The sequence below is a fragment of the Vagococcus silagei genome (assembly GCF_004795745.1).
In the GTDB taxonomy this organism is placed as follows: domain Bacteria; phylum Bacillota; class Bacilli; order Lactobacillales; family Vagococcaceae; genus Vagococcus; species Vagococcus silagei.
Genome location: NZ_SDGV01000004.1, coordinates 203,051 through 225,920 on the forward strand (window position 1 = coordinate 203,051; position 22,870 = coordinate 225,920).

The 22,870-nt window shown below is 34.8% G+C and carries 19 protein-coding genes; 4 read left to right on the forward strand and 15 right to left on the reverse strand.

Going from position 1 to position 22,870, the window contains the following annotated elements; translation table 11 throughout:
- Positions 1 to 4 precede the first annotated feature (4 nt).
- The 4 genes from ESZ54_RS02490 to ESZ54_RS02505 all read right to left on the reverse strand — a co-directional run bounded on the left by ESZ54_RS02490 (position 5) and on the right by ESZ54_RS02505 (position 6,494).
- Positions 5 to 1,768, reverse strand: a complete 1,764-nt coding sequence (locus ESZ54_RS02490) for a sensor histidine kinase (protein WP_136136094.1) — start codon at positions 1,766 to 1,768, stop codon at positions 5 to 7.
- A complete protein-coding gene (locus ESZ54_RS02495) occupies positions 1,765 to 2,490 on the reverse strand; it encodes a response regulator transcription factor (RefSeq protein WP_136136095.1) in 726 nt (241 codons plus the stop codon). Before ESZ54_RS02495 ends, ESZ54_RS02490 begins: the two co-directional genes overlap by 4 nt.
- 73 nt (positions 2,491 to 2,563) lie before the next feature.
- Positions 2,564 to 3,454 carry a phosphate ABC transporter substrate-binding protein PstS family protein gene (locus ESZ54_RS02500; RefSeq protein WP_136136096.1) on the reverse strand — a complete coding sequence of 297 codons (891 nt, stop codon included), beginning with the start codon at positions 3,452 to 3,454 and terminating at the stop codon, positions 2,564 to 2,566.
- Between the two features lie 166 nt (positions 3,455 to 3,620).
- Positions 3,621 to 6,494, reverse strand: a complete 2,874-nt coding sequence (locus tag ESZ54_RS02505; protein ID WP_136136097.1) for a hypothetical protein — start codon at positions 6,492 to 6,494, stop codon at positions 3,621 to 3,623.
- 359 nt (positions 6,495 to 6,853) lie between these two features.
- Here ESZ54_RS02505 and ESZ54_RS12805 point away from each other — a divergent pair, with 359 nt between their 5' ends.
- Positions 6,854 to 7,042, forward strand: coding sequence for a helix-turn-helix domain-containing protein (locus tag ESZ54_RS12805; protein ID WP_136136098.1), 189 nt, complete (start codon positions 6,854 to 6,856; stop codon positions 7,040 to 7,042).
- Positions 7,043 to 7,967: 925 nt separating this feature from the next.
- Here the strand turns inward: ESZ54_RS12805 and clpX are convergent.
- The 5 genes from clpX to ESZ54_RS02535 all read right to left on the reverse strand — a co-directional run bounded on the left by clpX (position 7,968) and on the right by ESZ54_RS02535 (position 12,955).
- Positions 7,968 to 9,224 carry an ATP-dependent Clp protease ATP-binding subunit ClpX gene (gene clpX / locus ESZ54_RS02515; RefSeq protein ID WP_136136099.1) on the reverse strand — a complete coding sequence of 419 codons (1,257 nt, stop codon included), beginning with the start codon at positions 9,222 to 9,224 and terminating at the stop codon, positions 7,968 to 7,970.
- Between the two features lie 151 nt (positions 9,225 to 9,375).
- Complete coding sequence (tig, locus tag ESZ54_RS02520; RefSeq protein WP_136136100.1) at positions 9,376 to 10,656, reverse strand: trigger factor; 1,281 nt, start codon at positions 10,654 to 10,656, stop codon at positions 9,376 to 9,378.
- Positions 10,657 to 10,762: 106 nt separating this feature from the next.
- Positions 10,763 to 11,695, reverse strand: a complete 933-nt coding sequence (locus tag ESZ54_RS02525) for a hypothetical protein (protein WP_136136101.1) — start codon at positions 11,693 to 11,695, stop codon at positions 10,763 to 10,765.
- A gap of 66 nt (positions 11,696 to 11,761) precedes the next feature.
- Positions 11,762 to 11,995 carry a YkuJ family protein gene (locus ESZ54_RS02530; RefSeq protein ID WP_136136102.1) on the reverse strand — a complete coding sequence of 78 codons (234 nt, stop codon included), beginning with the start codon at positions 11,993 to 11,995 and terminating at the stop codon, positions 11,762 to 11,764.
- 96 nt (positions 11,996 to 12,091) lie between these two features.
- Entirely contained in the window at positions 12,092 to 12,955 is an 864-nt protein-coding gene (locus ESZ54_RS02535) for an NAD(P)-dependent oxidoreductase (protein WP_136136103.1), read from the reverse strand.
- 170 nt (positions 12,956 to 13,125) lie between these two features.
- On the opposite strand from ESZ54_RS02535, the gene ESZ54_RS02540 reads away from it, so the two are divergent.
- Positions 13,126 to 14,964: an LTA synthase family protein gene (locus ESZ54_RS02540; protein ID WP_136136104.1), complete on the forward strand. Its 1,839-nt coding sequence runs from the start codon at positions 13,126 to 13,128 to the stop codon at positions 14,962 to 14,964.
- A 106-nt stretch (positions 14,965 to 15,070) separates the two neighbouring features.
- Here ESZ54_RS02540 and ptsP read toward each other — a convergent pair whose 3' ends face one another.
- The 3 genes from ptsP to ESZ54_RS02555 all read right to left on the reverse strand — a co-directional run bounded on the left by ptsP (position 15,071) and on the right by ESZ54_RS02555 (position 17,415).
- A complete protein-coding gene (ptsP, locus tag ESZ54_RS02545; protein ID WP_136136105.1) occupies positions 15,071 to 16,792 on the reverse strand; it encodes a phosphoenolpyruvate--protein phosphotransferase in 1,722 nt (573 codons plus the stop codon).
- Positions 16,792 to 17,058, reverse strand: coding sequence for a phosphocarrier protein HPr (locus ESZ54_RS02550; RefSeq protein ID WP_136136106.1), 267 nt, complete (start codon positions 17,056 to 17,058; stop codon positions 16,792 to 16,794). The genes ptsP and ESZ54_RS02550 overlap by 1 nt, the downstream gene beginning before the upstream one ends.
- A gap of 168 nt (positions 17,059 to 17,226) precedes the next feature.
- Entirely contained in the window at positions 17,227 to 17,415 is a 189-nt protein-coding gene (locus ESZ54_RS02555; RefSeq protein WP_136136107.1) for a hypothetical protein, read from the reverse strand.
- A gap of 189 nt (positions 17,416 to 17,604) precedes the next feature.
- Here ESZ54_RS02555 and ESZ54_RS02560 point away from each other — a divergent pair, with 189 nt between their 5' ends.
- Positions 17,605 to 19,788 (forward strand): ATP-dependent Clp protease ATP-binding subunit, encoded by a 2,184-nt coding sequence (locus ESZ54_RS02560; protein WP_136136108.1) that lies wholly within the window; start codon positions 17,605 to 17,607, stop codon positions 19,786 to 19,788.
- A 197-nt stretch (positions 19,789 to 19,985) separates the two neighbouring features.
- Complete coding sequence (locus tag ESZ54_RS02565) at positions 19,986 to 20,282, forward strand: DUF1827 family protein (protein ID WP_136136109.1); 297 nt, start codon at positions 19,986 to 19,988, stop codon at positions 20,280 to 20,282.
- A 74-nt stretch (positions 20,283 to 20,356) separates the two neighbouring features.
- Here ESZ54_RS02565 and ESZ54_RS02570 read toward each other — a convergent pair whose 3' ends face one another.
- The 3 genes from ESZ54_RS02570 to ESZ54_RS02580 all read right to left on the reverse strand — a co-directional run bounded on the left by ESZ54_RS02570 (position 20,357) and on the right by ESZ54_RS02580 (position 22,718).
- The gene (locus ESZ54_RS02570; protein ID WP_162615067.1) at positions 20,357 to 21,121 is read right to left on the reverse strand and encodes an LPXTG cell wall anchor domain-containing protein; all 765 of its coding nucleotides are present in this window, start codon (positions 21,119 to 21,121) and stop codon (positions 20,357 to 20,359) included.
- Positions 21,122 to 21,215: 94 nt separating this feature from the next.
- A complete protein-coding gene (locus ESZ54_RS02575; protein ID WP_136136111.1) occupies positions 21,216 to 21,896 on the reverse strand; it encodes a hypothetical protein in 681 nt (226 codons plus the stop codon).
- A 36-nt stretch (positions 21,897 to 21,932) separates the two neighbouring features.
- The gene (locus ESZ54_RS02580; protein ID WP_136136112.1) at positions 21,933 to 22,718 is read right to left on the reverse strand and encodes a PHP domain-containing protein; all 786 of its coding nucleotides are present in this window, start codon (positions 22,716 to 22,718) and stop codon (positions 21,933 to 21,935) included.
- Between the last annotated feature and the right edge of the window lie 152 nt (positions 22,719 to 22,870).

Here is a 22,870-nt window from a genome sequence, read left to right on the forward strand (position 1 = left end):
ATACTTAAATTCCTTTCTCTTCTGTGAATGGTAACTTCACAATGACTGTTGTTCCTTCTCCTAGCTCACTAGTCAGCTTGACAGTACCACCTAACATACTCACGTAATGTTGAACAATCGACAAGCCCAAACCTGAGCCACCCGTATTACGTTGTCGCGACTGACTTACACGATAGAAACGTTCAAAAATTCGTGCTTGATCCTCATCAGAAACTCCGATACCTGTATCTTCAACCGTAAAAATTAATAGATCATTTTGTTCAACCAAATAGACAAAAATTTCACCATTTTTCTCTGAATATTCAATCGCATTTTCAATCAAGTTTTTAACAATTAATTGAAAAGCATTGCTCGGCACCTTAAATTTTTTATCAAAAACACTATCAAAAATAATTGTTAATTCTTTTTGTTGCGCTTGATGACGATAACGTTCAATTTCTTCTTCAATCACTGTTTTCGGACTTAAGCTCACCTGATCCAAGAGATAGATATCTTTTTCGGTCTTCAACAACATCAAAATATTTTGAATCAAACGCATTAAACGATGACTTTCTTTTTCAATAATTGTTAAAAAATCCGTCGTCGTTTCCGGATCATCTTTCGCACCACTTAATAATGTTTCTGCAAACCCCATAATTGAAGTCGTTGGTGTTTTTAGTTCATGTGAGATATTACTAATAAAATCTTCATGCACACGTTCAATCTGACGAATTTCAGTCACATCATATAATATGCCAACATATTCAATTTCATCTGAATCAGAACGTAGTGGTCTAACCGTGATTTTTACATCTCGACTCTTTTGGAAAGCTACTTGAAATTCACTTTGACTGATTTCTTGCATGCGCATCGACTCTCGAATCAGCTTAATAACTTTCGGTTGAGTAAACCACTCTTGATAGTGACACTCTTTGAATTTTTTCCCAAATAGACGCTCTGTCGCTTCGTTTGCCAGAGTTAAATGACCAGCATTATTCACAATAAACAAACCAATCTCAAGATTTTCAAATAAAAACTGTAATTTGGTCTCATCTTGTTTTTGACGCACATATAAGGAGTTGGTTTCATCCATTAACTCATAAACAGTATCATATAAAACTTGCCATTCAGACGGTGCATCGACCACTTTTTGCTTCTTATTTGGATTTTTAATCGCATCTTTTAAAATGGGCAAAATAAATTGAATGGGTTTACGGCTCTGTTTCAGCAACACATAATATAGAACAAGAATTGCGACTGCTAAAATAAAAAATACTGCAAACAATTGTTTCTGAAATTGGACTAAATGACTCGAGATACCAGTATATTTTTCTGATATACGGATAATGCCCACATTACGATTTTTAATCTGAATCGGTTTTGCAACATACAAATATTTTTCTTGAACCGTCGCACTCTCACGAACAGAATAACCAATTTTTTGCTTATCCTTCAAAATCTGTTGAATCTCAGGGCGCATCTCACGCGTACCAGTCGCTTCTTTTTGGTGAGACGAATCATATATAATTTTTCCTGCCGAATCTAAAATTGTTAACCGTTCATCCTCAGAAATAGCTTGATCTAATTCACTAGATTTAAATGAAAACATCTCATCATTCGTCACAAATGGAACAAGCAAATCAATTTCGGTTGTCAATTTTTCACGCTGTTGTTGTAAAACTTCTTCTTTAAAAAAAGAAGTGGTGTAAAGACCACCACTAATAAAAAGAATTAAGATGCCGGCAACTAACATCCACGGAGAAATTTTTCGTTTTTGTTCCTCATTCATGATGTTGGCTCCTGGAATTTATAACCGAAACCACGAACTGTTTTAATATATTGGGGGGATTTTGGGTTTCCCTCGATTTTTTCACGCAAATGACTCACATGAATGTCAACAGTTCGTGACAAATGATACATTTCGTCTTGCCAAATTGACGTCATCAATTCATCACGACTAATAATCCGATTTTCACGTTTCATAAAATAAATCAATAACTCAAATTCTTTCTTTGTTAAAGAAATTTCCTCAGCATTTTTTAATACACGATAATCCTCCGGGTAAGCAACCAACTCACCAATTTTTAATTCCTTTGTGTCTGCAACTTGAACTGATATTTCATCTTTTTCAACCGCATCTACAACCTTTTCATAACGACGCTCAACGGCTCTAATACGAGCAACTAATTCACGCGGACTAAACGGTTTCGTTAGATAATCATCCGCACCCATCTCGAGGCCAATAATTTTATCGACTGTGTCATCTTTTGCCGTCAACATAATAATTGGTGTTTGTACTTTTTCATTACGGAGACGTTTTGTGACATCAAATCCATTCACCTTTGGTAACATTAAATCCAAAATAATAAAATCGAACGAAGTCGAAAGTGCCGCATTGATAGCTTGTTCACCATCATGCGCCACTTCCACCTCAAAATTTTCTTTTTCTAAATTATATTTCAGTAATGTTGTAATCGAAGGTTCGTCGTCTACCACAAGCATTCGCTTCATGAAAGCCACGCATCCTCTCTAATATTTATTTGCTTTATTATAACATAAAGCAAACCATAACTAGAATGATTAACTATTTAATCGTACCATCTAGGGCACGATCCACTTTCATCTCTGAAATTGAGATATAACCTAATTCCTTAATCACATTTTCTTGAACATCTTTTGTTTTCATATACTCAACAAAATCAAGGACTTCTTTTTTAGCATCTTTCTTAGTATACATATGTTCGTAAGCCCAAATTTTCCAAGAATTATCCAATACATTCGCATCTTTTGGCTCAACATCATCAATTGCTAACCCTTGAATTGTGCTGTCAATATATGAAAAGGCTAAGTAACTGATTGCACCAGGCGTTTCAGCAACAATCTTACGAACAGTCCCAGATGAATCTTGTTCTTGACCTTTCGCTGGTTCTGCACCTTCCAAAGCCCATTTTTCAAATGTTGCACGAGTACCACTTCCAGCTGCACGGTTGATCAGCTCAATTTTTTGATCCTTGCCACCAACTTCTTTCCAATTGGTTACCTTACCTGTAAAAATATCTTTTAATTGTTGCGATGTCACATTTTTAACTCCAGCTTCTTTATTTACGACTGGCGCGACACCAACAACCGCCACACGGTGATCTTCAATTTTACTTGCATCAATTCCATCTTTTTCCTCTGCGTAAACATCTGAATTTCCGATATCCACCGCACCACTAGAAACTTGCGTTAAACCGGTACCACTACCGCCACCTTGAACGGTAATCATATAATTAGGGTGATCCGTCATATAAATCTCACCTACTTTTTCAACTAAGGGTTGTAAAGCAGTTGAGCCAACAGCAGTTAATTCAACTTTTTCATTGCTACTGCCTTTTCCTGTTTCGGAACTACCTTCTTTTGCTTGTGTAGACCCACAGGCAGCTAATGTTAAACCTAAACCAAGTGCTGATAATGATAAAAGTAATTTCTTCATAGTTTTCGTTAATCTCCTTTAATTTTGATTACAACAGAAGTGTAACAATTGATTGTAAAATTAAAGGTCGGAAAGCTGTAAAGTCTGCGTAAAAAAGAGGTAAAGTATTTACAATGTAAAAATAAGTGTAGATTATTTCTAACCTACACTTATTTTAATAAGATATTTAACGTCCAGGACCATCTTTCAATGTCCACAATAACTCTCCCTCATATTTACCTGAAAGATTTGCCGATAGAACATCCATGTGAATCCCCACTTTATCTTTTTGATTTGACAGTTCTAAGCTATTAATGATACTAGTTGTAGACTGTGTAAATACTGGCTGACTAGACTGATCGATTCTAATTGGTGTACCATTATCCTTTCTCGTAAAGAACATTTTCTTATTCAATCGAGTCGTTTCATCTTTGATTAGTGCCACAGATTCTTTAACATCTAATTTCCAAGCAGATTGACCTCCACTTGTATCAATGACTTGGACTAAATCATTTGTTTTCGGTCTAATTTCTTTTATTGTTGTCGGCAAAATTTGACGTGATGCGAACTCCAGTTTTTCTGGCACGAGTGGAATGACTTGACCATTATACTGAATCAAAACAGTAAAATTTTGTTTTGGTGCTTTAGTTGATGATGTGACTGGCGTCGTTTCATCGCCAACTACCATCACAATATTATTTGCAAACTCTTGATAACCATGTCGATTTCGTTCAATGTCACTTAAAGCTGTTAAAACCGGTTGTCCTGGTTTGATAAGTTTTTTAGGAATCTGAACATCTTGCAGTAAATCATCTTTGACTGGCAAATTACTCAAGTCAATGTCTTTAATCAACTTACCATCTTTAACAGTGACCAACTTAATATTCATATCGACTTCATTTTGAACAAACACCGAAACATTTTTGATAACACTTTGCTCAAATGTTTGACTCGTTAATCTAAGTTCTGCAGTTACAGTCGTATTATTACCTTCAAACACTGAAGGAGATTTAATTTCAACTTTTACAACATCCCAGGGAAAATCGTTATTTTTTACCTGTGAAATCAACTCGCTCGTATTTAGGTCCTCTGTCAGTGTGCCTGAAGGATAGGAAACATTAGAAAGCGGCGTACCAGTTAAATTGCTAGTATATTGATAAATTTGATTACCTTGCGTTGGTTTTGCTTGAATATATTTTTCTTTTTTTTCTTCCATTGATGTTGATTTTACCAGAAGAATATCTGCCTCATTGTAGGCTGAATTAGTAAAATTAAAATAATTATCTTTTGGTTTAAGATCTTTACCCACATAATCATGGGCACTTTTATGATAATATTTCAACATCAAATCTTTGTCTTCATATTTCAAATCAGAAATTTCATGAATTTCCAGATAGTCTGATTTTAAACTCCCATTGTGTAAATCCCACATAAAATTATGTTGTGCATCTTTATCACCCAAAATAATATTTGTCATCCCAGGGTTTGACGCTTTATCAATGCGATATTGATCTTCATTTAATTTATATGACGTTGGGTTTTCTCCTTCACTATCCAAAACAACACGATAAACTTCATATTTTGTATTTTCATAGCTTTCATTTGTTTTCGTATGAATCGTCAACTGTCTTGGTGCATACTTAGGACTTACAAGCTCAACCCCACTTAAATTCTGTTTGTAAATCACCTTTTGCTTATCCTTAGATTTTAAATTTGGATAAAATGTTGAATTTGTGTCACTAACTTTTGTGCTCATAATTTCAACATCAGGATACTCAATTACTGGAACGTCTGTTGTTTTTACTGACAAACCAAAAGTTTTACTTTTTCCTGATTCGATTTTTAAGCCATCAAAACCAAACATCCACGCAGGATGATCTATTACCTTGGCAGTTTCAACCTGAGTATTTGTATTCTTAACATATTTATAAATTTTTCCTTTTTCGCGATTATCTTCATAAATTGATTTATCTTTGTGATATTGATTACCATATAAATCTCCACCAGTATACCAATTATCTGGAAACATATTAGTTTTTCCTTCTTGTCTAATTCCAAATGTTTCCATAAAACTAGCTTGTTGTACTTCATCACTATAAGTATTTCTTTCGAAACTCGCAAAAATATTCATTCCTAGATATGGTGGCTTTAAAAAATCTTTATATGGTTTCTCATTTTTACCATTGTATCCAGTTTCTTCCCCAAATGTTTCCTTAAAATATACACCTTTATTTTCGCCTAAAGCTCTCATCGCTGTCGCTTTATGAATGCCTCCAATATCAATATGATTACTGTAGCCACCGACAAGATTAATAGTGTTATCATAATTATTCCCCAAGGTAAAACTTATTCTTGCATTACCACGCTTATCTGTTGATTCGACTTTTACCTTAATTGGAATAAAATCTCTTGAACCTGAAAATTTATATACACCATAATAAATTCCCTTGGTCGGATGTTCTAAATCATTGACCCAATATTCTCGAGCCTCACCAGCATTATGCGTCTCACCAACAGCCGTCGCAGTTATCCTCGATATTGCGTCATCAACCATGACCATTGTTAGCCCTGATGAGCCATATAATTTATAGTGACCAGGAGACCCCGAATTACTGTCAGCTTTAAATGTCGTCTGAATTGCGACGCCATCATCCACTACTTTTGCATAAGAAATTACTTTAGGAAATACTAATCCTTGATTTCTAGTTGTGCTTGTGACTTTATCACCATACGAATCAACTGTTTTTAAAGTAGAACTCGATATATTTTGAGAAATAATATTTTTTTTAATTGTAAACTCATGAGCACCAAATGTTATATAATTATCAAGCTGAGACAATTCTTCAAAATCTTCATTGTCAATTAAGACAGGAAAAAATTTATCTACACGATAATATTCGTCTAATTCACCAGGTTTATCTAATTGATTATAGTCAATATCTCTTTTATACTTTCCAGAGCCATGCGAATCTGGACTATGCGTGTCCGCAGCTACATTTAGACTTACAGCAAAACTTAATACCAAACCAACAACAAATAAAAAAATTTTTTTATACCTCATTTTTACTCCTCCAAACAGTAATGATGATTAAGATAATCGTTATAAATAGGTTAATAAGCCACATAAGAATATTAATAATACCAAAATTGCAAAATTGTTCATTATGCCTATTATATCACAACTTTATCTATTTTTAAATATTACCACCTTTTTTGTTCGTTTTTACAATATAACGAATCTTTAATAAAAAAAATCGAATAAGATATCTTTATCACTTAAATTTCTTTTTACTAAAAAAATATATAATTTTAGGAAAATTTTATAATCAAGTTAGCCACTTGTTTTAATAAAAAAACGTCATAGCAAAAATTCATGTATTATTAGGGTTCCTACACCAACAAATAAAGGATGAATTCGCTATGACGCTAATAAAGAATATCACAAAAAACAATAAAGGAAAAAACATCTCTTTCGAAGAGAGAGTTTCAATTCAACATTGGAAAAAAGAAGGATTATCAAATCGAAAGACAGCTAGACATTCAAATCGGGGCCCTCAAACGATCCATAATGAAATTAAATGTGGTATAACGATTCAATGTAAACAATAAAAACATAATGGTAAAATCTATCGATATTAATTTTTAATTTACTTAGCTGATTTATTTCAACGTAAATACGAAACAAACCGTAAAAACTGTGGTCGTAAATACAAATGGATAAATCATGTTTCTTTACTTGAGTGTCTTGATACGCTTATAAATAAAAAGAATATGTTTTCTCCAGATGTTGCGTTACATTTTTTAAGAAAAGAGGGGCACTTTTCGAAAGAAATGATAGCTTGTACCACAACGTTATACCGTTGAATAGACTTAAGTTTTCTAAAAACTAAAAATATAGATTTACAACTCAAATCACAACAAAATACAAAATCAAAACGTGTGAGAAAGAATAAGAAGATTATTGATATGTCTATTGATAAACGCCCAAAACATATTCAAACTAGAGAAATATTTAGTCATTAGTAAATCGATACAGTAGTTAGCGATAAAGATGCCCATGAACCAGTTTTACTTACTCTAACTGAACGTAAAACTAGATTTGAAATTATTATTAAAGCAAATTCTAAGACATCAAACGCAATCAATCATTGCTGATAATAGACTCGGATTTTCTGGATTAACTGAACTTTTTATACAAGAAGTACCAATTTTTTTACACATCATTATTCTTCGCGGAATAGAGGGACTAATGAAAAGCATAATCGGATGATTCGTCGCTTTATCCCGAAGGGAAAAAGAATGAGTAAATTTAATACAACAAATATTAACATGGTCCCGCAGTGGATGAATGACCTTCCAAGAAAAAATTCAATTACGAAACACCACATGAAGCATTTGTTAGAGAAATAAGTCAACTAAACTTAGATATAATGTGATTTTTAGACAAAAAACAGCAATTTTTAAAAGTTAGATATTGTTCTAACTTTTGAAAATTGCTTTAATTTATATTTCGTATCAATCAAGTCTAAAAAATTTATTCTGCCTGTTTCTCAATTAATGTCAGTTCTGGTTGACCTTCTTCAGCAACTGCTTCCTTCGTAATCACAACTTTTTCAACATCTTCACGACTTGGGATATCATACATGATATCCATCATTATATGTTCAATGATTGAACGTAAACCACGAGCACCGGTATTTCTTTCAATGGCTTGGCCTGCAATTTCATTTAGCGCTCCTGGTGTAAATTCTAATTGAACGTCATCAATCATTAGTAATTTTTTATATTGTTTCACTAATGCATTTTTTGGTTCTGTTAGAATACGGACTAAATCTTCTTCAGTCAGTTTTTCTAATGAAGCCATCACAGGTAAACGTCCAATAAATTCAGGAATCAAACCAAATTTAAGTAAATCTTCTGGAATGATTTGTGACATAATACTTTCTTCTTCATTGCGTTTTTTGTTAGTTGATCCAAAACCAATAACTTTTTCACCTAAACGCTCTTTAACAATTGATTCGATACCATCAAAGGCACCACCAACAATAAAGAGAATATTAGTTGTATCAATTTGAATGAGCTCTTGTTGCGGGTGTTTGCGTCCCCCTTGAGGTGGGACACTTGCCACAGTACCTTCTAAAATCTTCAGTAAGGCCTGTTGTACCCCTTCACCTGAAACATCTCGTGTAATTGATACATTTTCACTCTTACGGGCAATTTTATCAATTTCATCGATATAAATAATTCCATGTTCTGCTTTTTCAACGTTGAAGTCTGCAGATTGTAAAAGTTTTAATAAAATATTCTCGACGTCTTCGCCGACATAACCTGCTTCAGTTAAGCTCGTTGCATCTGCGATTGCAAATGGAACGTTTAACGTGCGTGCTAATGTTTGAGCTAAAAAGGTTTTACCAGAACCAGTTGGTCCAATCAGGCAGATATTACTCTTTTGTAACTCAACGCCATCATCTTCCTCTTCAACTTCGTCCATAATTAATTGTTGGACACGTTTATAATGGTTATAGACTGCCACAGATAAGACTTTTTTTGCTCGTTCTTGTCCGATGACATATTCATTCAGAACTTCCAAAATTTCCTGTGGTTTCAAGACATTAATTAAGTCTGTTGCCATTTCATCTTGGATTTCTTCATCAATAATTTCTTTACATAAATCAATACACTCATTACAAATGTAAACACCAGGTCCGGCTACTAGCTTTTTCACTTCATCTTGGGATTTCCCGCAAAATGAACAGCGGACTTCTTTATTTTCTCCAGTGTTGTCGTACATGAACCTACCTCCTAATTCGTCAACATGTAGGATTCTACTCTTCTATTGACTCCTTTACATACTAACATATTCGCAATCTAAGTGCATCTAAAAAGTCAAAATAAGGTGAAGATCATTGACCTTCACCTTTCAAAAATAAATTGTCTAAAAATTAAGCTTCTGTTGCAGATGAAGTGATCACATCTACAGCGCGTTTCATTTTAATGTCATGTGATAACATGTCATCGTTTAATGCTCCACGAACAGCTTTTTCATCCATACCATATTGTTCAGCTAAATCTTTAATTTCTTTGTCTAAATCTTCTTGACTTACTTCAAATTTTTCAGCTTCAACGATTGCTTCAATTACTAAGTTAGTTTTAACACGTACTTCAGCGTCGCCTTCAAATTGTTTGTGTAAGTCAGCTTCTGTAGTACCAGTCATTTGGTAGTATAATTCAGGAGCGATTCCTTGACGTTGCATATTACCTAAGAATTCTTCCATGCCACGGTGAACTTCGTCATGAATCATTTCATGTGGTAAGTCAACGATTTCAGCATTTTCAACAGCTTTGCTGATTGCTTCTTCTTCAACCGCTTCTTCAGCTGCTGCTAATTTAGCGTTTGTTAATTGTTCTTTAACTTTTTCACGTAATTCAGCAAGTGTTTCTACTGAATCATCAACGTCTTTTGCAAATTCATCATCTAATTCAGGTAATTCTTTTGCTTTAACTTCGTGAACTGTTACTTTGAAGACAGCTTCTTGTCCAGCTAAATCTTCTGCTTGGTATTCTTCTGGGAATGTCACTTTAACATCAACATTGTCGCCAGCTTTAGTACCGATTAATTGCTCTTCAAAGCCAGGGACGAATGAGTCAGAACCTAATTCTAATGAATAGTTTTCGCCTTTTCCACCTTCAAATGCTTCGTCGCCCTTGAATCCTTCAAAGTCAATGACAACTGTATCGCCAGATGCTGCTTTATCTTCTTTAAGCACTAATTCTGCTTGAGATTCTTGTTTTGATTTTAAGTTTTCGTCGATGTCTGCTTCAGTCACTTCACGTTCTTGTTTAGCAACTGTTAAGTTTTTGTATTCGCCTAATTTAACTTCTGGTTTTACAATAACTTCTGCAGCAATTGTCCAAGCTTGGCCTTTTTCCATGCTCACAACGTCAATTTTTGGTTGTGTAACAGGTTCGATGTCTGCTTCTTTGATTGCAGCAGCATACATTTCTGGTAAAACAACGTTCAAAGCATCTTCATATAATGATTCTTCACCATACATTTTAGCAAAAACTTGACGTGATACTTTTCCTTTACGGAAACCTGGTACGCTAATGTTTTTCTTAATGCGGTTGAAAGCTGCTTTCATACCTTCTTCGATTTTATCTTGTGGAATATCAAATGTTAAAATCCCATCATTTGTTCCTTTTTTTTCCCATTTAGTAGACATTAATAATTACCTCCGAGTTGTCTTATATTACAATTCTTAAACTGTTCATACCTTACAATCTTACACTATCATCTAGTGAATGTAAACATTTTTAATCCTGACTTTGCTACACTTTTTGAATTTTTTGAATCTGACTTTCTAATTGAGACAACTGTTGTTGTAATTTAGCTTTTACCTCATCTTCTTCAAGCTCATTTGAATTCATCAAACCCAACATTTCTAAGTAAATGGCCAACCATATTGGCCAATTTTCCTGATAACTCTCTATGAATGGATATGACAAACCAAAATGTAGTTTAACTAATGAACGTCCGCTTTCAACAAGTGCTGGTACTTTTTGATTCAGCGTCGCTGTAATTTCAATCAAGAGCTCACTATCTCGAAATGCTTGACTTAGCGCCGGCATCTCGACTGGCACGAACGATCTTACAACACCATCAATACAATAAACATCTGTAGACGCATTGACTTTTAATAGCACCAACTGATTAAACCATTCTGATATTAAAATCGGATGAACATTTGGTGATGCTAGAAGCGTTATTACCGTCTCGACAAATAGCTCTTTAGTTAAAAACTGGGCCTGCTGGCTCACCAAAAGTTGCTCACTTGCACAGAGAGTAGGAATCATTTTTAGTTGTTTTATTTTTTCATCTAAAAATTCTCTTTCTAAAATGACATAGCTATTACTTGCAGCATCAACAAATTTGCGCTGATTTAAAACAATATCTTTTGGTGCTTGCTCCATCGCGATAGCAATTTTTAAAAAGCGGTGCTGTTGAACAAGGAGTTTTATGTAGAGAGGAAATCCCTCCGCATCATACATAAATTGAGCTTCAAAATCAGCTAAGTAATCTCCTGCTTCTTGCCATGCGCGTTGTGACAATAAAAATGCAACGAGCTGGCGACAATTATGATAAGTTTGTTCTTCTTCATAGCCAGCTTCAAAATGGTAAAGTGCCTCATCATATTTTTCTTCATTTTGAGCAGCTCTAGCTAAACGTAAATGCTTTTCGCTCAAATCAGGTAATTTATCCACACGACTCTCTCTTTTCTGATAAAAAAAAGCAAGAACCCGTTAAAGTTCCCACTTTTTTAATTTTTATTAATCTTGTAACAACTCAAAAATTTCTAACGCTACTAAATCAATATCATCAAATTGATAGCTTTCTTGTGATCCAGACTCAGTCATTTCAAACATCTCATTATTACTATCATAAGTAACGATGCAACGCTCTTGACCTTCCCTTTCAAATCGACGAACTTGTACCTCACTGTCATTAGCTTCTATCATTGCACTCAATCTTTTTAAGATGGCAACTAATTGGGAATTTTTCATAGAGCTAGCCTCCTATCAAATTTCTTCTGTTACATTGTAACAGAAACTTAACCAAGATGCATTTAAAACAGTAACTTTTTTTTTATTTATCTCAGGTTAAGCCCACCAGAGTTTAATTAATGCTTGTGTGCCGTCATTTTCAAAGCCTTCATCATTTAATTCTTGATATAGTTCCTTCGCTCTTTCAGTTGCCGGTAACTTAACATTCATCTTATCTGCTTCGTCCAAAGCAATTTTTAAATCTTTAAGAAAGTGTTTTGCAAAAAAGCCTGGTGTGTAATCTTCTTTTAAGATACGCGGTGCATAATTTGTCAGTGACCAGTTTGCAGCACTTCCACCACCTACCGTATCAAGTACTTTCTCTAATTCCAAACCACTCGCTTTGGCATAAACTAATAATTCCGTCATACCAGTCATCGTACCTGCAATCATAATTTGGTTAGCCATTTTAGTGTGCTGGCCCGCTCCTGGTCCCCCTTGAAGATTAACCTTACTACCAAAAACTTCAAAAAGTGGTACAACTTGATCATATACAGCCTGATCACCGCCGACCATAATCGTGAGCGTTCCGTTTTTAGCTCCTAAATCACCACCAGATACTGGTGCATCTAAAGCGTTAGTATCTCTTTCTAACGCTGTTTGATAGATTTTTTTAGCCAATGACGGCGTACTGGTTGTCATATCTACCAAAATTTTTCCGTTTACATCCGTTGAAAAAATACCTTTTGAGCCATAATAAGTTTCTTCCACATCACTTGGATAACCGACAATAGTAAAAATAATATCGCTTGCGTCTACAATTTGTTTAGGTGTGTCACACCAAGCTGCGCCTTCAGCAAGTAACGGAGCTGCTTTAGCTTTAGTACGGTTATTAACTGATACTACATAGCCTGCTTGCAACAAATGACGAACGATCGATGCTCCCATGACACCGGTCCCAATAAACCCTATTTTCTTCATATAATTGATCATCCTCTCTACGTTCAATTATATGACATCACTTCTCAAGAAGAAAGTAATAAATAATCAAACAAAATAAAATATTATGTGTATTAATAGAAATACTTGTTGATTACGCTTGCAATATAGCCTATTCTATAAAAGAAAATAAACAAAAAAGGAGCTATTTTATGGCATTATTTCTGCAAGTATTAACTTACTTGGTAGTTGGAGTGATTTTTGGAGGACTCCATTTCAACTTAATCGATCAAACGAAGCAAAACTTACTTTTTGCAAAAAGAATTATCGAACAATTTATTATCGTCAATACTTTGTCACTTTCGATTTTAAGGTTTGTATTTAACAAACCGTTTGTCCTATTGTCAAAACAGTATCAAACAATTTTTATTATCAAGTATCTGTTATTTGCAACGGTTGTTGGTATCTTTGTTTTAATGATTAATATGACGTTAAAAGGCAAATTAACATTTACGCAAAATATTTGGACTGGCAAAATCAAAATTTTTAAGTACATTTTACAAGTATTTGCAATTATCTGTTTTACCCTAGGACTATTTCTTTGGATTGGTACAAATTGGTTTATTGAATTTTTTGGTGAATTAACGCCTGAACAATTCTTGTTTAATTTACATTCACCTGTGACGGGGACCGCATCCAATGTGATGGAATCAGTAATTAATACTCCCGTGCTTAAATTTGCAGGAATTCTGATAATCTTTTGTATATTACTGCTTGTTACTTTCAAAGCCACTTATAATGAAAAAGTAATTATTAATGATGCCTTTTTAAAAATTTTCATGAGCCTTTTGGCCTTAGCAATACTTGGAAAAGGCGTCCACTACAGTATTACTAGATTACACTTAGACAAGGTTAAACAAGCCTATTTTGAAGATTCAACATATATTAAAGATAACTATGTCGATCCAAAAGATGTTAAATTAAAATTTCCTGAGAAAAAACGAAATTTGGTTCATATCTATTTGGAATCATATGAAAATTCATTCTACGATAAAGCGAATGGCGGCTATTTAGACCAAAATGTAATGCCTGAATTAATGAAATTAACACAAGAAGGCGTCCATTTTTCTGAATCAAATACATTCGGTGGACCACATCAAACTTATGGTTCAAGTTGGTCAGTTGCTTCAATGGTCAATCAAAGTGCCGGTCTACCACTTAAAATTCCAATGGGTGGAAATGATTACGGTAAATCTGGTTACTTCTTACCTGGTGCAACAACTATTGGAGACATTCTTAATAAAGAAGGCTACAATCAAACGATAATGTTCGGTGCTGATGCTGATTTTGGTGGCTTAACATCATTCTTTACAAACCACAAAGATTTCAAAATATTTGATGTAAAATACGCGCGACAAGAAGGCTTAATCCCACAAGATTATAATGTTTGGTGGGGATATGAAGATAAGAAACTTTATCAATATGCTAAAGATGAAATGACGCGACTCAGTAAAGAAGGTAAGCCTTTCAATCTAACCATGGAAAATGCTGATACACACTTCCCTGATGGCTACATCGAAAACGATACACCACGTCCGTTCGACTCACAATATATGAATGTCTTCGCTCATTCGCAAAAAGAAGTAGTTAAACTGGTTCGGTGGATTCAAGCACAACCATTCTATCAAGATACAACGATTATTCTAACTGGTGATCATCTCAGCATGGACAAAACGTTCTTCGAGGGCTGGGATCCAAGTTATCATCGAACTACTACAAATGTGATTCTTAATGGACACTTTGAAAGCGATAATCAAAAAATTAAAATGGTGCAACGTCAATTCGCGCCTTTTGATTATTATCCGACAACACTTTCTGCGATGGGGGTCAAAATACCTGGGCATCGTTTAGGACTAGGCACTGATTTAAGTTCAAATGAAAAAACACTCATCGAAAAAGATGGTCTCCAACTAGTAAACGATGAATTAGCACGAAACAGTAAATTCTATAATCAAGAATTTGTTGATGAAAGTCAATTTAAAAAGGATTAATAAAATAATTAATAGGGTACTGAAATGACAAAGCAACCATTTCAGTACCCTATTTTCTTTAAAAAAAAGTGGCCTTGAGCATCGCTCAAAAACCACTTTTAAAGTACTATTTAGTATATTCATTAACTAAAGCGACAACTTCTTCAGCTGTATCACATTCAGTGATTGCTTTATTGGCTAATTCAGCCATTCTTGTTGTATCTAAGCGTTTCATTAAACTACGTGTTCTCAAGATACTTGTCGCACTCATTGAGAATTCGTCTAAACCTAAACCAACTAATAGCGGTACAGCTGTTTGATCACCAGCCATCTCGCCACACATACCCGCCCATTTACCCTCAGCATGAGCTGAGTCGATGACGTTTTTAACTAAACGTAAAATTGCTGGGTTGTATGGTTGATAAAGATAAGACACACGTTCGTTCATACGATCAGCTGCCATCGTATATTGAATTAAATCGTTAGTTCCAATACTGAAGAAATCAACTTCTTTAGCGAAGCGGTCAGCAATCACAGCTGCTGCAGGAATTTCAATCATAATACCAACTTGGATATCATCTTTAACTTCAATACCTTCAGCAATTAGTTTAGCTTTTTCTTCTAATAACAATGCTTTTGCTTCTCTAAATTCACCAAGAGTTGCAATCATTGGGAACATAATACGTAAGTTACCATAAACAGATGCACGTAAAAGTGCACGTAATTGGGTACGGAACATTTCGTCTTCAGCTAAACAGATACGAATCGCACGGTAGCCTAAGAACGGGTTCATTTCTTCTGGGAATTTAAGGTAAGGTAATTCTTTGTCCCCACCAATATCCATTGTACGAACCACAACTGGTTTGCCTTCCATGCCTTCTAAAACTGCTTTATATGCTTCAAATTGATCATCTTCACTTGGGAAATCTGGTGAGTCCATGTATAAGAATTCAGTACGGTATAAACCAACTGCTTCCCCACCATGTCCATTCACACCTTCTAAATCTTTAGGTGTACCAATATTTCCAGCTAACTCAATATGTTTGCCATCAGCAGTTACTGTTTGCGCATTTTTCAATTTATCCCATTCTGCTTTCAAAGCTGCAAAATCTTTGGCTTTTACTTCAAAGTTTGCGACTTCTTCGCTTGTAGGGTTAACAAGTACATCACCTTCAATACCGTCAACGGCAATCATCTCACCTTCAGTGACATGTGCTGTTACTTCTTGCGTTCCAACAACCGCTGGAATTTCTAAAGAACGAGCCATAATCGCTGAATGTGACGTACGGCCACCGATATTTGTAACAAAAGCTTTAACAAATTTACGATCCAGCTGTGCTGTATCGCTTGGTGTTAAGTCTTCTGCAACCACGATAACTTCCTCGTCAATCATTGATAAATCTGGTAATTTAACGCCTAATAAGTGACTCATCACACGTTTTGTGACGTCACGAATGTCTGCCGCACGTTCTTGCATATATGGATTATCCACCATACCTTCAAACATACCAACAAACATATCAGTAACTTCTTTTAAAGCCGACTCGGCATTAACATTATTATCTTTAATGTTGCTTTCAATTGCTCCAATTAATTCCGGATCAGAAAGTACCATTAAATGTGCATCGAACACTTGCGCTTCTTCTTCTCCTAAACTCTTAGCAGCTTTGTCACGAATCAACTGTAATTCACCAGTTGCATGACCTAAAGCTTCAGATAGACGAGCGATTTCATGATCCACATCTGAGATTGTAAGCTTTTCAAATGATAAATCTGGCTCAACTAAAAGATACGCTTTAGCAACTGCAATACCATCACTTACCGCTATACCTTTCAACTGTTTAGTCATTATTCAGATAAACCTTCTTTTTTCATAGTTTCTGCAATTGCTTCAATCGCTTCTGCTGCGTCTGCACCATCAGCTGTAATTGTTACATCAGAACCTTGTCCAACACCTAATGACATAACACCCATGATAGATTTTAAGTTTACAGATTTACCTTTGTATTCTAAGTTAATATCTGAGCTGAATTTACTTGCAGTTTGCACTAATAAAGTTGCTGGTCTTGCGTGAATTCCTGTATCTGCAATAATGTGAAAATCTCTTTTTTCCATAGTTATCTGTCTCCTTTAATGTGTAAAAAATATTTTAGAAGGCTCTTCAAAACAATTTTGTATCTAGAATTCTGAAAGGCCCTTTCACCCATAAAGATACCATGTTTTATCTTTACTTACAACTTTTTTCACTGAAAAATAAACCGCTTTATTTTATAAAAAAATAAACTATTCTGCATTTTTTTGTCGATAGACTATTTTTCCGCCGAGACCTGCCTCTCCTACAATGCTTTCACGATTTGGATGCTCTAACCAAACCGCTCTAAATTCAAAAAAATCCTCCTTTTCTACTACCAATTCTGTAATCGTTCCTGCAAGTAATTCTGCAATCTTTTCAGCAAAGTTTTCTTGATTCATTCAAAATCTCTCCTATATTTTCAAAGTTTTTCATTTTTCAAAAATTATTTTCAACATCTGTTTCTTTACTTTGTAATTGTAAGCATATCAGTTGATATTTTAAGATATGCTCCTTATAATAGTCAGTAAAGGTCAAATGATTGCTCTATTTGACCTATTATATCATTAATATGCAAGGAGCGTGACGCTATGCTATGTCAAACTTGTCAACAACATGAAGCGACAATTCATTTATATACAAATGTTCAAGGTCAAAAAAAACAAATTAATGTTTGTCAACGTTGCTACCGCGATCTCAAAGCGCAGGAAGATTTAGCGCACCGCGAACGTATGACACAAGATCCTTATGGGTTTAACTCATTAAGTGATTTATTCAAACAAATGATGAAAGAACAAGAACAACAAACTAATAACCTACAACAAACGCCTCCGACTCAGAATGGTATGAGGCCACCTGTTCCACCAACACAAGGTGGAAAATCAATTTTAGAAGAATATGGTACGAACCTTACCCAAGCAGCGCGAGACGGAAAAATTGATCCTGTTATTGGTCGTGATCAAGAAATTACGCGCGTGATTGAAATTCTAAATCGCCGCACCAAAAATAATCCCGTTTTAAATGGTGAACCTGGTGTTGGTAAAACGGCAGTTGTTGAAGGCTTAGCCTTAAAAATTGTCGAAGGTAATGTGCCACAAAAATTACAACATAAAGAAGTCATTCAACTTGATGTCGTTTCACTAGTCCAAGGTACTGGCATTCGAGGACAATTTGAAGAACGGATGCAGCAATTAATTAATGAACTAAAAGAAAATCAAGATATTATCCTCTTCATCGACGAAATTCATGAAATTGTTGGCGCTGGTACAGCTGGTGATGGCAATATGGATGCTGGTAATATCTTAAAACCAGCACTCGCTCGTGGTGAATTACAATTAGTTGGTGCTACAACTTTAAATGAATATCGCATTATTGAAAAAGATGCAGCCTTAGAACGACGCATGCAACCTGTACGTGTTAAAGAACCGAGCGTTGAAGAGACTCTCATCATTCTAAAAGGTATTCAGCCTAAATATGAGAGCTTTCATCATGTTCAATATACAGATGAAGCAATTGAAGCGGCCGTCATACTTTCAGACCGTTTCATTGCTGATCGTCAACTACCTGATAAAGCGATTGATTTACTTGATGAAACTGGCTCGAAAAAAAATCTTGCGATTCAATTTATTGATCCGCAGACAATTGAAGCAAAATTAAAAGAAGCTGAAACGCAAAAAATGCAAGCTTCTCAAGATGAGGATTTTGAAAAAGCCGCTTATTACCGTGATCAAATCAAAAAATGGGAACAACTACGCGATACGCAAATCGCTGATGAAGATATCCCAGTGGTGACACCAAAAGATATTGAAAAGGTCGTTGAAACGATTACCGGAATTCCAGTTGGCGAATTAAAAGAAAAAGAAAAAGTACAAATGAAAAATCTTGATACCGACCTAAAAAAACATGTTGTCGGTCAAGATGAAGCAATTGATAAAGTGACGCGTGCTGTCCGTCGTAATCGGATTGGTTTAAATAATAAAAATCGTCCTATCGGTTCTTTCTTGTTTGTTGGTCCAACTGGTGTTGGTAAAACGGAACTTGCCAAACAATTAACACATGAATTGTTTGGCTCTGAGCGGAGTATGATTCGTTTTGATATGAGTGAGTATATGGAAAAACACAGCGTTTCAAAATTAATTGGCTCTCCACCAGGTTATGTTGGCTATGATGAAGCTGGGCAATTAACAGAAAAAGTTCGTCGTCAACCATACAGTCTCATTCTTTTAGATGAAATTGAAAAAGCGCACCCAGATGTCCTACATATGTTCCTACAAATTCTAGATGACGGTCGCCTAACGGATGCGCAAGGTCGTTCAGTTAGCTTTAAGGATACAATTATTATCATGACAAGTAATGCTGGCACAGGAAATGCCGAGGCAAACGTTGGTTTTGGTGCTATTAAAGCTGGGACCACACAATCCGTTCTTGGTCAATTAACAGATTTTTTCAAACCTGAATTCCTGAATCGTTTTGATGGTATTATCGAATTTAAACCACTTTCTAAAGAACACTTATTAGATATCGTGACTTTAATGATTTCAGATGTAAATCATCTCTTGGAAGATCAACATATTTCCATTGATGTCGAACATAATGTTAAAGAAAGACTGGTAGACTTAGGCTATGATCCTAAAATGGGGGCTCGTCCACTTCGTCGCGTTATTCAAGAACAAATTGAAGATGGTATCGCTGATTACTATTTAGATCATCCTAATACCACAGAGCTAAAAGCTATTCTTAATGATGATAACCAAATCAGTGTCACAAAAAAATAAATTATGTTTTTTAAACAAATATCTTTGCCTATTATTTTGCCGTAAAAACGCTAAATGATAGGCTTTTTTTAACACTAAATTAAATAAAGGAAAACAAACGTTTTTATTCTCAGCGTCTTTTACCATTTTTTGACTTTTCTATGGTATAATTTGGGTGTTAGATAAGAACTGTCTATAATATTGGAGGGGTGAGCGAGATGAAATTAGTCGACGTAACAAACAGCTACCGGGAGTTAGTATCAAAGCAATTGGAGAACACTGATGCCAGTTTTGTAAAAGTCTATTCATTCGGCAAGACATTGGTTGTTCACAGTGAAGCGCCTACACATACTGAAGTTGTGATCATTAACAAACTTCGTGAAGTTAAAGATTTTGAGATTAACCACGTGGTAAGTTCGATTTTTGATACCAATATTGCAAACCCAAAAATCAGTGTACTCAAGACTAAGGGTGTTGTTGAGCTTTCTATGCTACATACGGTTAAGAAGGCCTAACCAAAAAATAGTCAAAAACAAGTCAAAGGCACAATCTGACGATTGTGCTTTTGACTTGTTTTTATTTTGAAGATTTATTCATCTTCAGTTTTATCTTCAACTTCTTTTGTTTTCGCTTTATTTTTCATCACGATGACGATGACAACTGCGATAATAACAATGCCACCAACAATCATCATCCACTTACTCTTTTGTTCACCAGTTTGAGGAAGCTTTCCAGTTGATGTGGTGGGTTTTGTTGTCGGTTTAGTCGTTGAATTTGTTGTTGTTGTGAAATTAGTTTGATCTGTCGTTTTTGGTGGATCAATGCCAATGTCCGGATCTTTTATCGTGGCATCGAGTTCATCACGAACTGCATACAAATCTTCGCGACTCATTGCTGAGTCTAAACGGGTTTTAAGTTCTTTGGCATAGTTAGAATCAATTTTACCTTGTTTTAATAAGGTATCAATGTTTCCACCAATATTCAGATAAGCTTCTGAGAAAGACCACCAATAATTGCCAGCTTCTTGATTATTCTTAGTGATTTCATTCATATAGCCTTCAAGTTCTTCATTTGTTTTAGCTGCTTTTACTTTTGCTACTGTTTGATCATATTCTCCTTGAGAAATTTTTTTATTATGAATTAAGATGTTTAATACGCGCAAACGCATATTCAATAATTCTTGAGTTACTGGTGTTTTAGCAGTATCTGTTGATTGAGTTTCATCTGTGATAGTTTGGGTTGTCTCAGCATTGTCTTTAATAGTAGCATTATTTGTATCTTCAGCAAAAGCTTGAATTGTTCCAATTCTTGTTAACATAATAAGGGATAGTAATAAAATCACTCTTTTTTTCATTGTCATGCCCTCCATCTCTCTTTTTTTGTAACTTAATTGTAACACCACGTTAACCTAATAGCAACAAATGAAATATTAAATTTTATTAAAGCTTTTATTTCCCTTGATTTTTCCTTAAAGAATAGCCATATAAAAATCCAGCAATCACAAGGATAACAATTGAAATCCCACCTAAAATAATTCTCATTTTTTTACGATTAGCTGCTTTTTTCTTAACTGCCGCTTCTTTTTTTAATCGTTCAGCTCTCTCTATTTTACGCTTTGTTTCTCGAGATGTTTGCGCTTTAACAAACTTATTATTGATCAATTCTAATTCTTTGTTCATTTTATCCAATTCAGCAATCGACCGAGCATTCAACATCCGATCAAGATAAACATCGCTCTCTTCAGGTGTAATCTTTTCTTTAACTAATAACTCACTCATTCTAACCAATACTTGTCCGTAAATCTTATAAAAATTATCAAGATACTTCTTCGCTGCCAAATTATCTTCTGTCATTTTTTTCACAATTTGTTGGCCATCCGTTATCAATTTTGCTTCTTCCAATTGAGCAATTCCATCTGAAAATTGATTTTGATCAATCCATTGATTATCGCGAAGGACTTCCAGCATTTGCTTCTGAAACTTAAAATCTGATTCATTAAATTGCGGATCATTCATTTCAGTTGATTCTCTATTTGAATCAATTTGATTTAATTCCTCTGCCGAGACCCAAACACTAATCATAGATAAGCAAAAAACGACAACCGTACCTATCCAAAATTTTCTTTTCATTTTTTACTCCATTCTCTTTCCCAATAATTAATTAAATCAAATAATCGGTACACTTGTCGCAATTTGCTGCTTGAAGGTGACTAATTCAGTTACACCATTTCGTTTTAATACATCACTCATTTCTTTAAAACCAAGTTCGTAATCTTCGGCAACATGCGCATCTGACCCTAGAGTAAATCGTGTGCCTCCCATTGCAACATATAAAGGAATTGCATAGTCATACAATGTGTCATTTTGATACTTCACAAAACTTTTTGCATTTAACTCTAAAGCGAAATCTTTGGCAATCATCTCTTTAAACAGATGTTTCAAGTAGTGTTCTGCAAGTTTTTGATAATCTTCAACTGAAACATCTACTCTACGCATCCCATAATCAAAATGCGTCAAAATGTTAGCAGTCGGCATCTCTTCCACCGAACGAATCATTTGCTCATAATATTCGCCAATTAGGCGTTCCAATTCAAATTCTTTCACAACTGGGTCCATAAAATCAATCTTGCCATTTTGGTGGGTGCTCAAAAGAATCACATCATATGGTTTATCGTCAATGAAATCTTCAATTCTATTTTTATGGTCGTGGACATAACCGACTTCAATCCCTCGCAATATCTGACGCTCAAAACGTTCTTCATGTCTTTGAAGATCGTCATTATATCGGTTGAAGTTAGGGATACTGTCTTTAAAATCTTCACTTGGATTTTCAAAATCAAGGTGTTCAGTCGTCACTAACTGCTTAGTTGTTTGTTGTAAATAGTTTTCTATCGTTTCCTCTGAATCGAATGAATGTCTCGTATGGACATGTTGATCATAATATACTGTCATCCCATTATTCCCTCTTTTCTTTATGACATACCTCAATTATATCACTAAATAAAGAGTGCGACTGTTCACTAAAGAAAAGCTTAGCAAATAAAAAAGCAGTGTTTTCACACTTCAAAGCCAGACTTCTTGATTCCAATTTTAAAAAATATTTG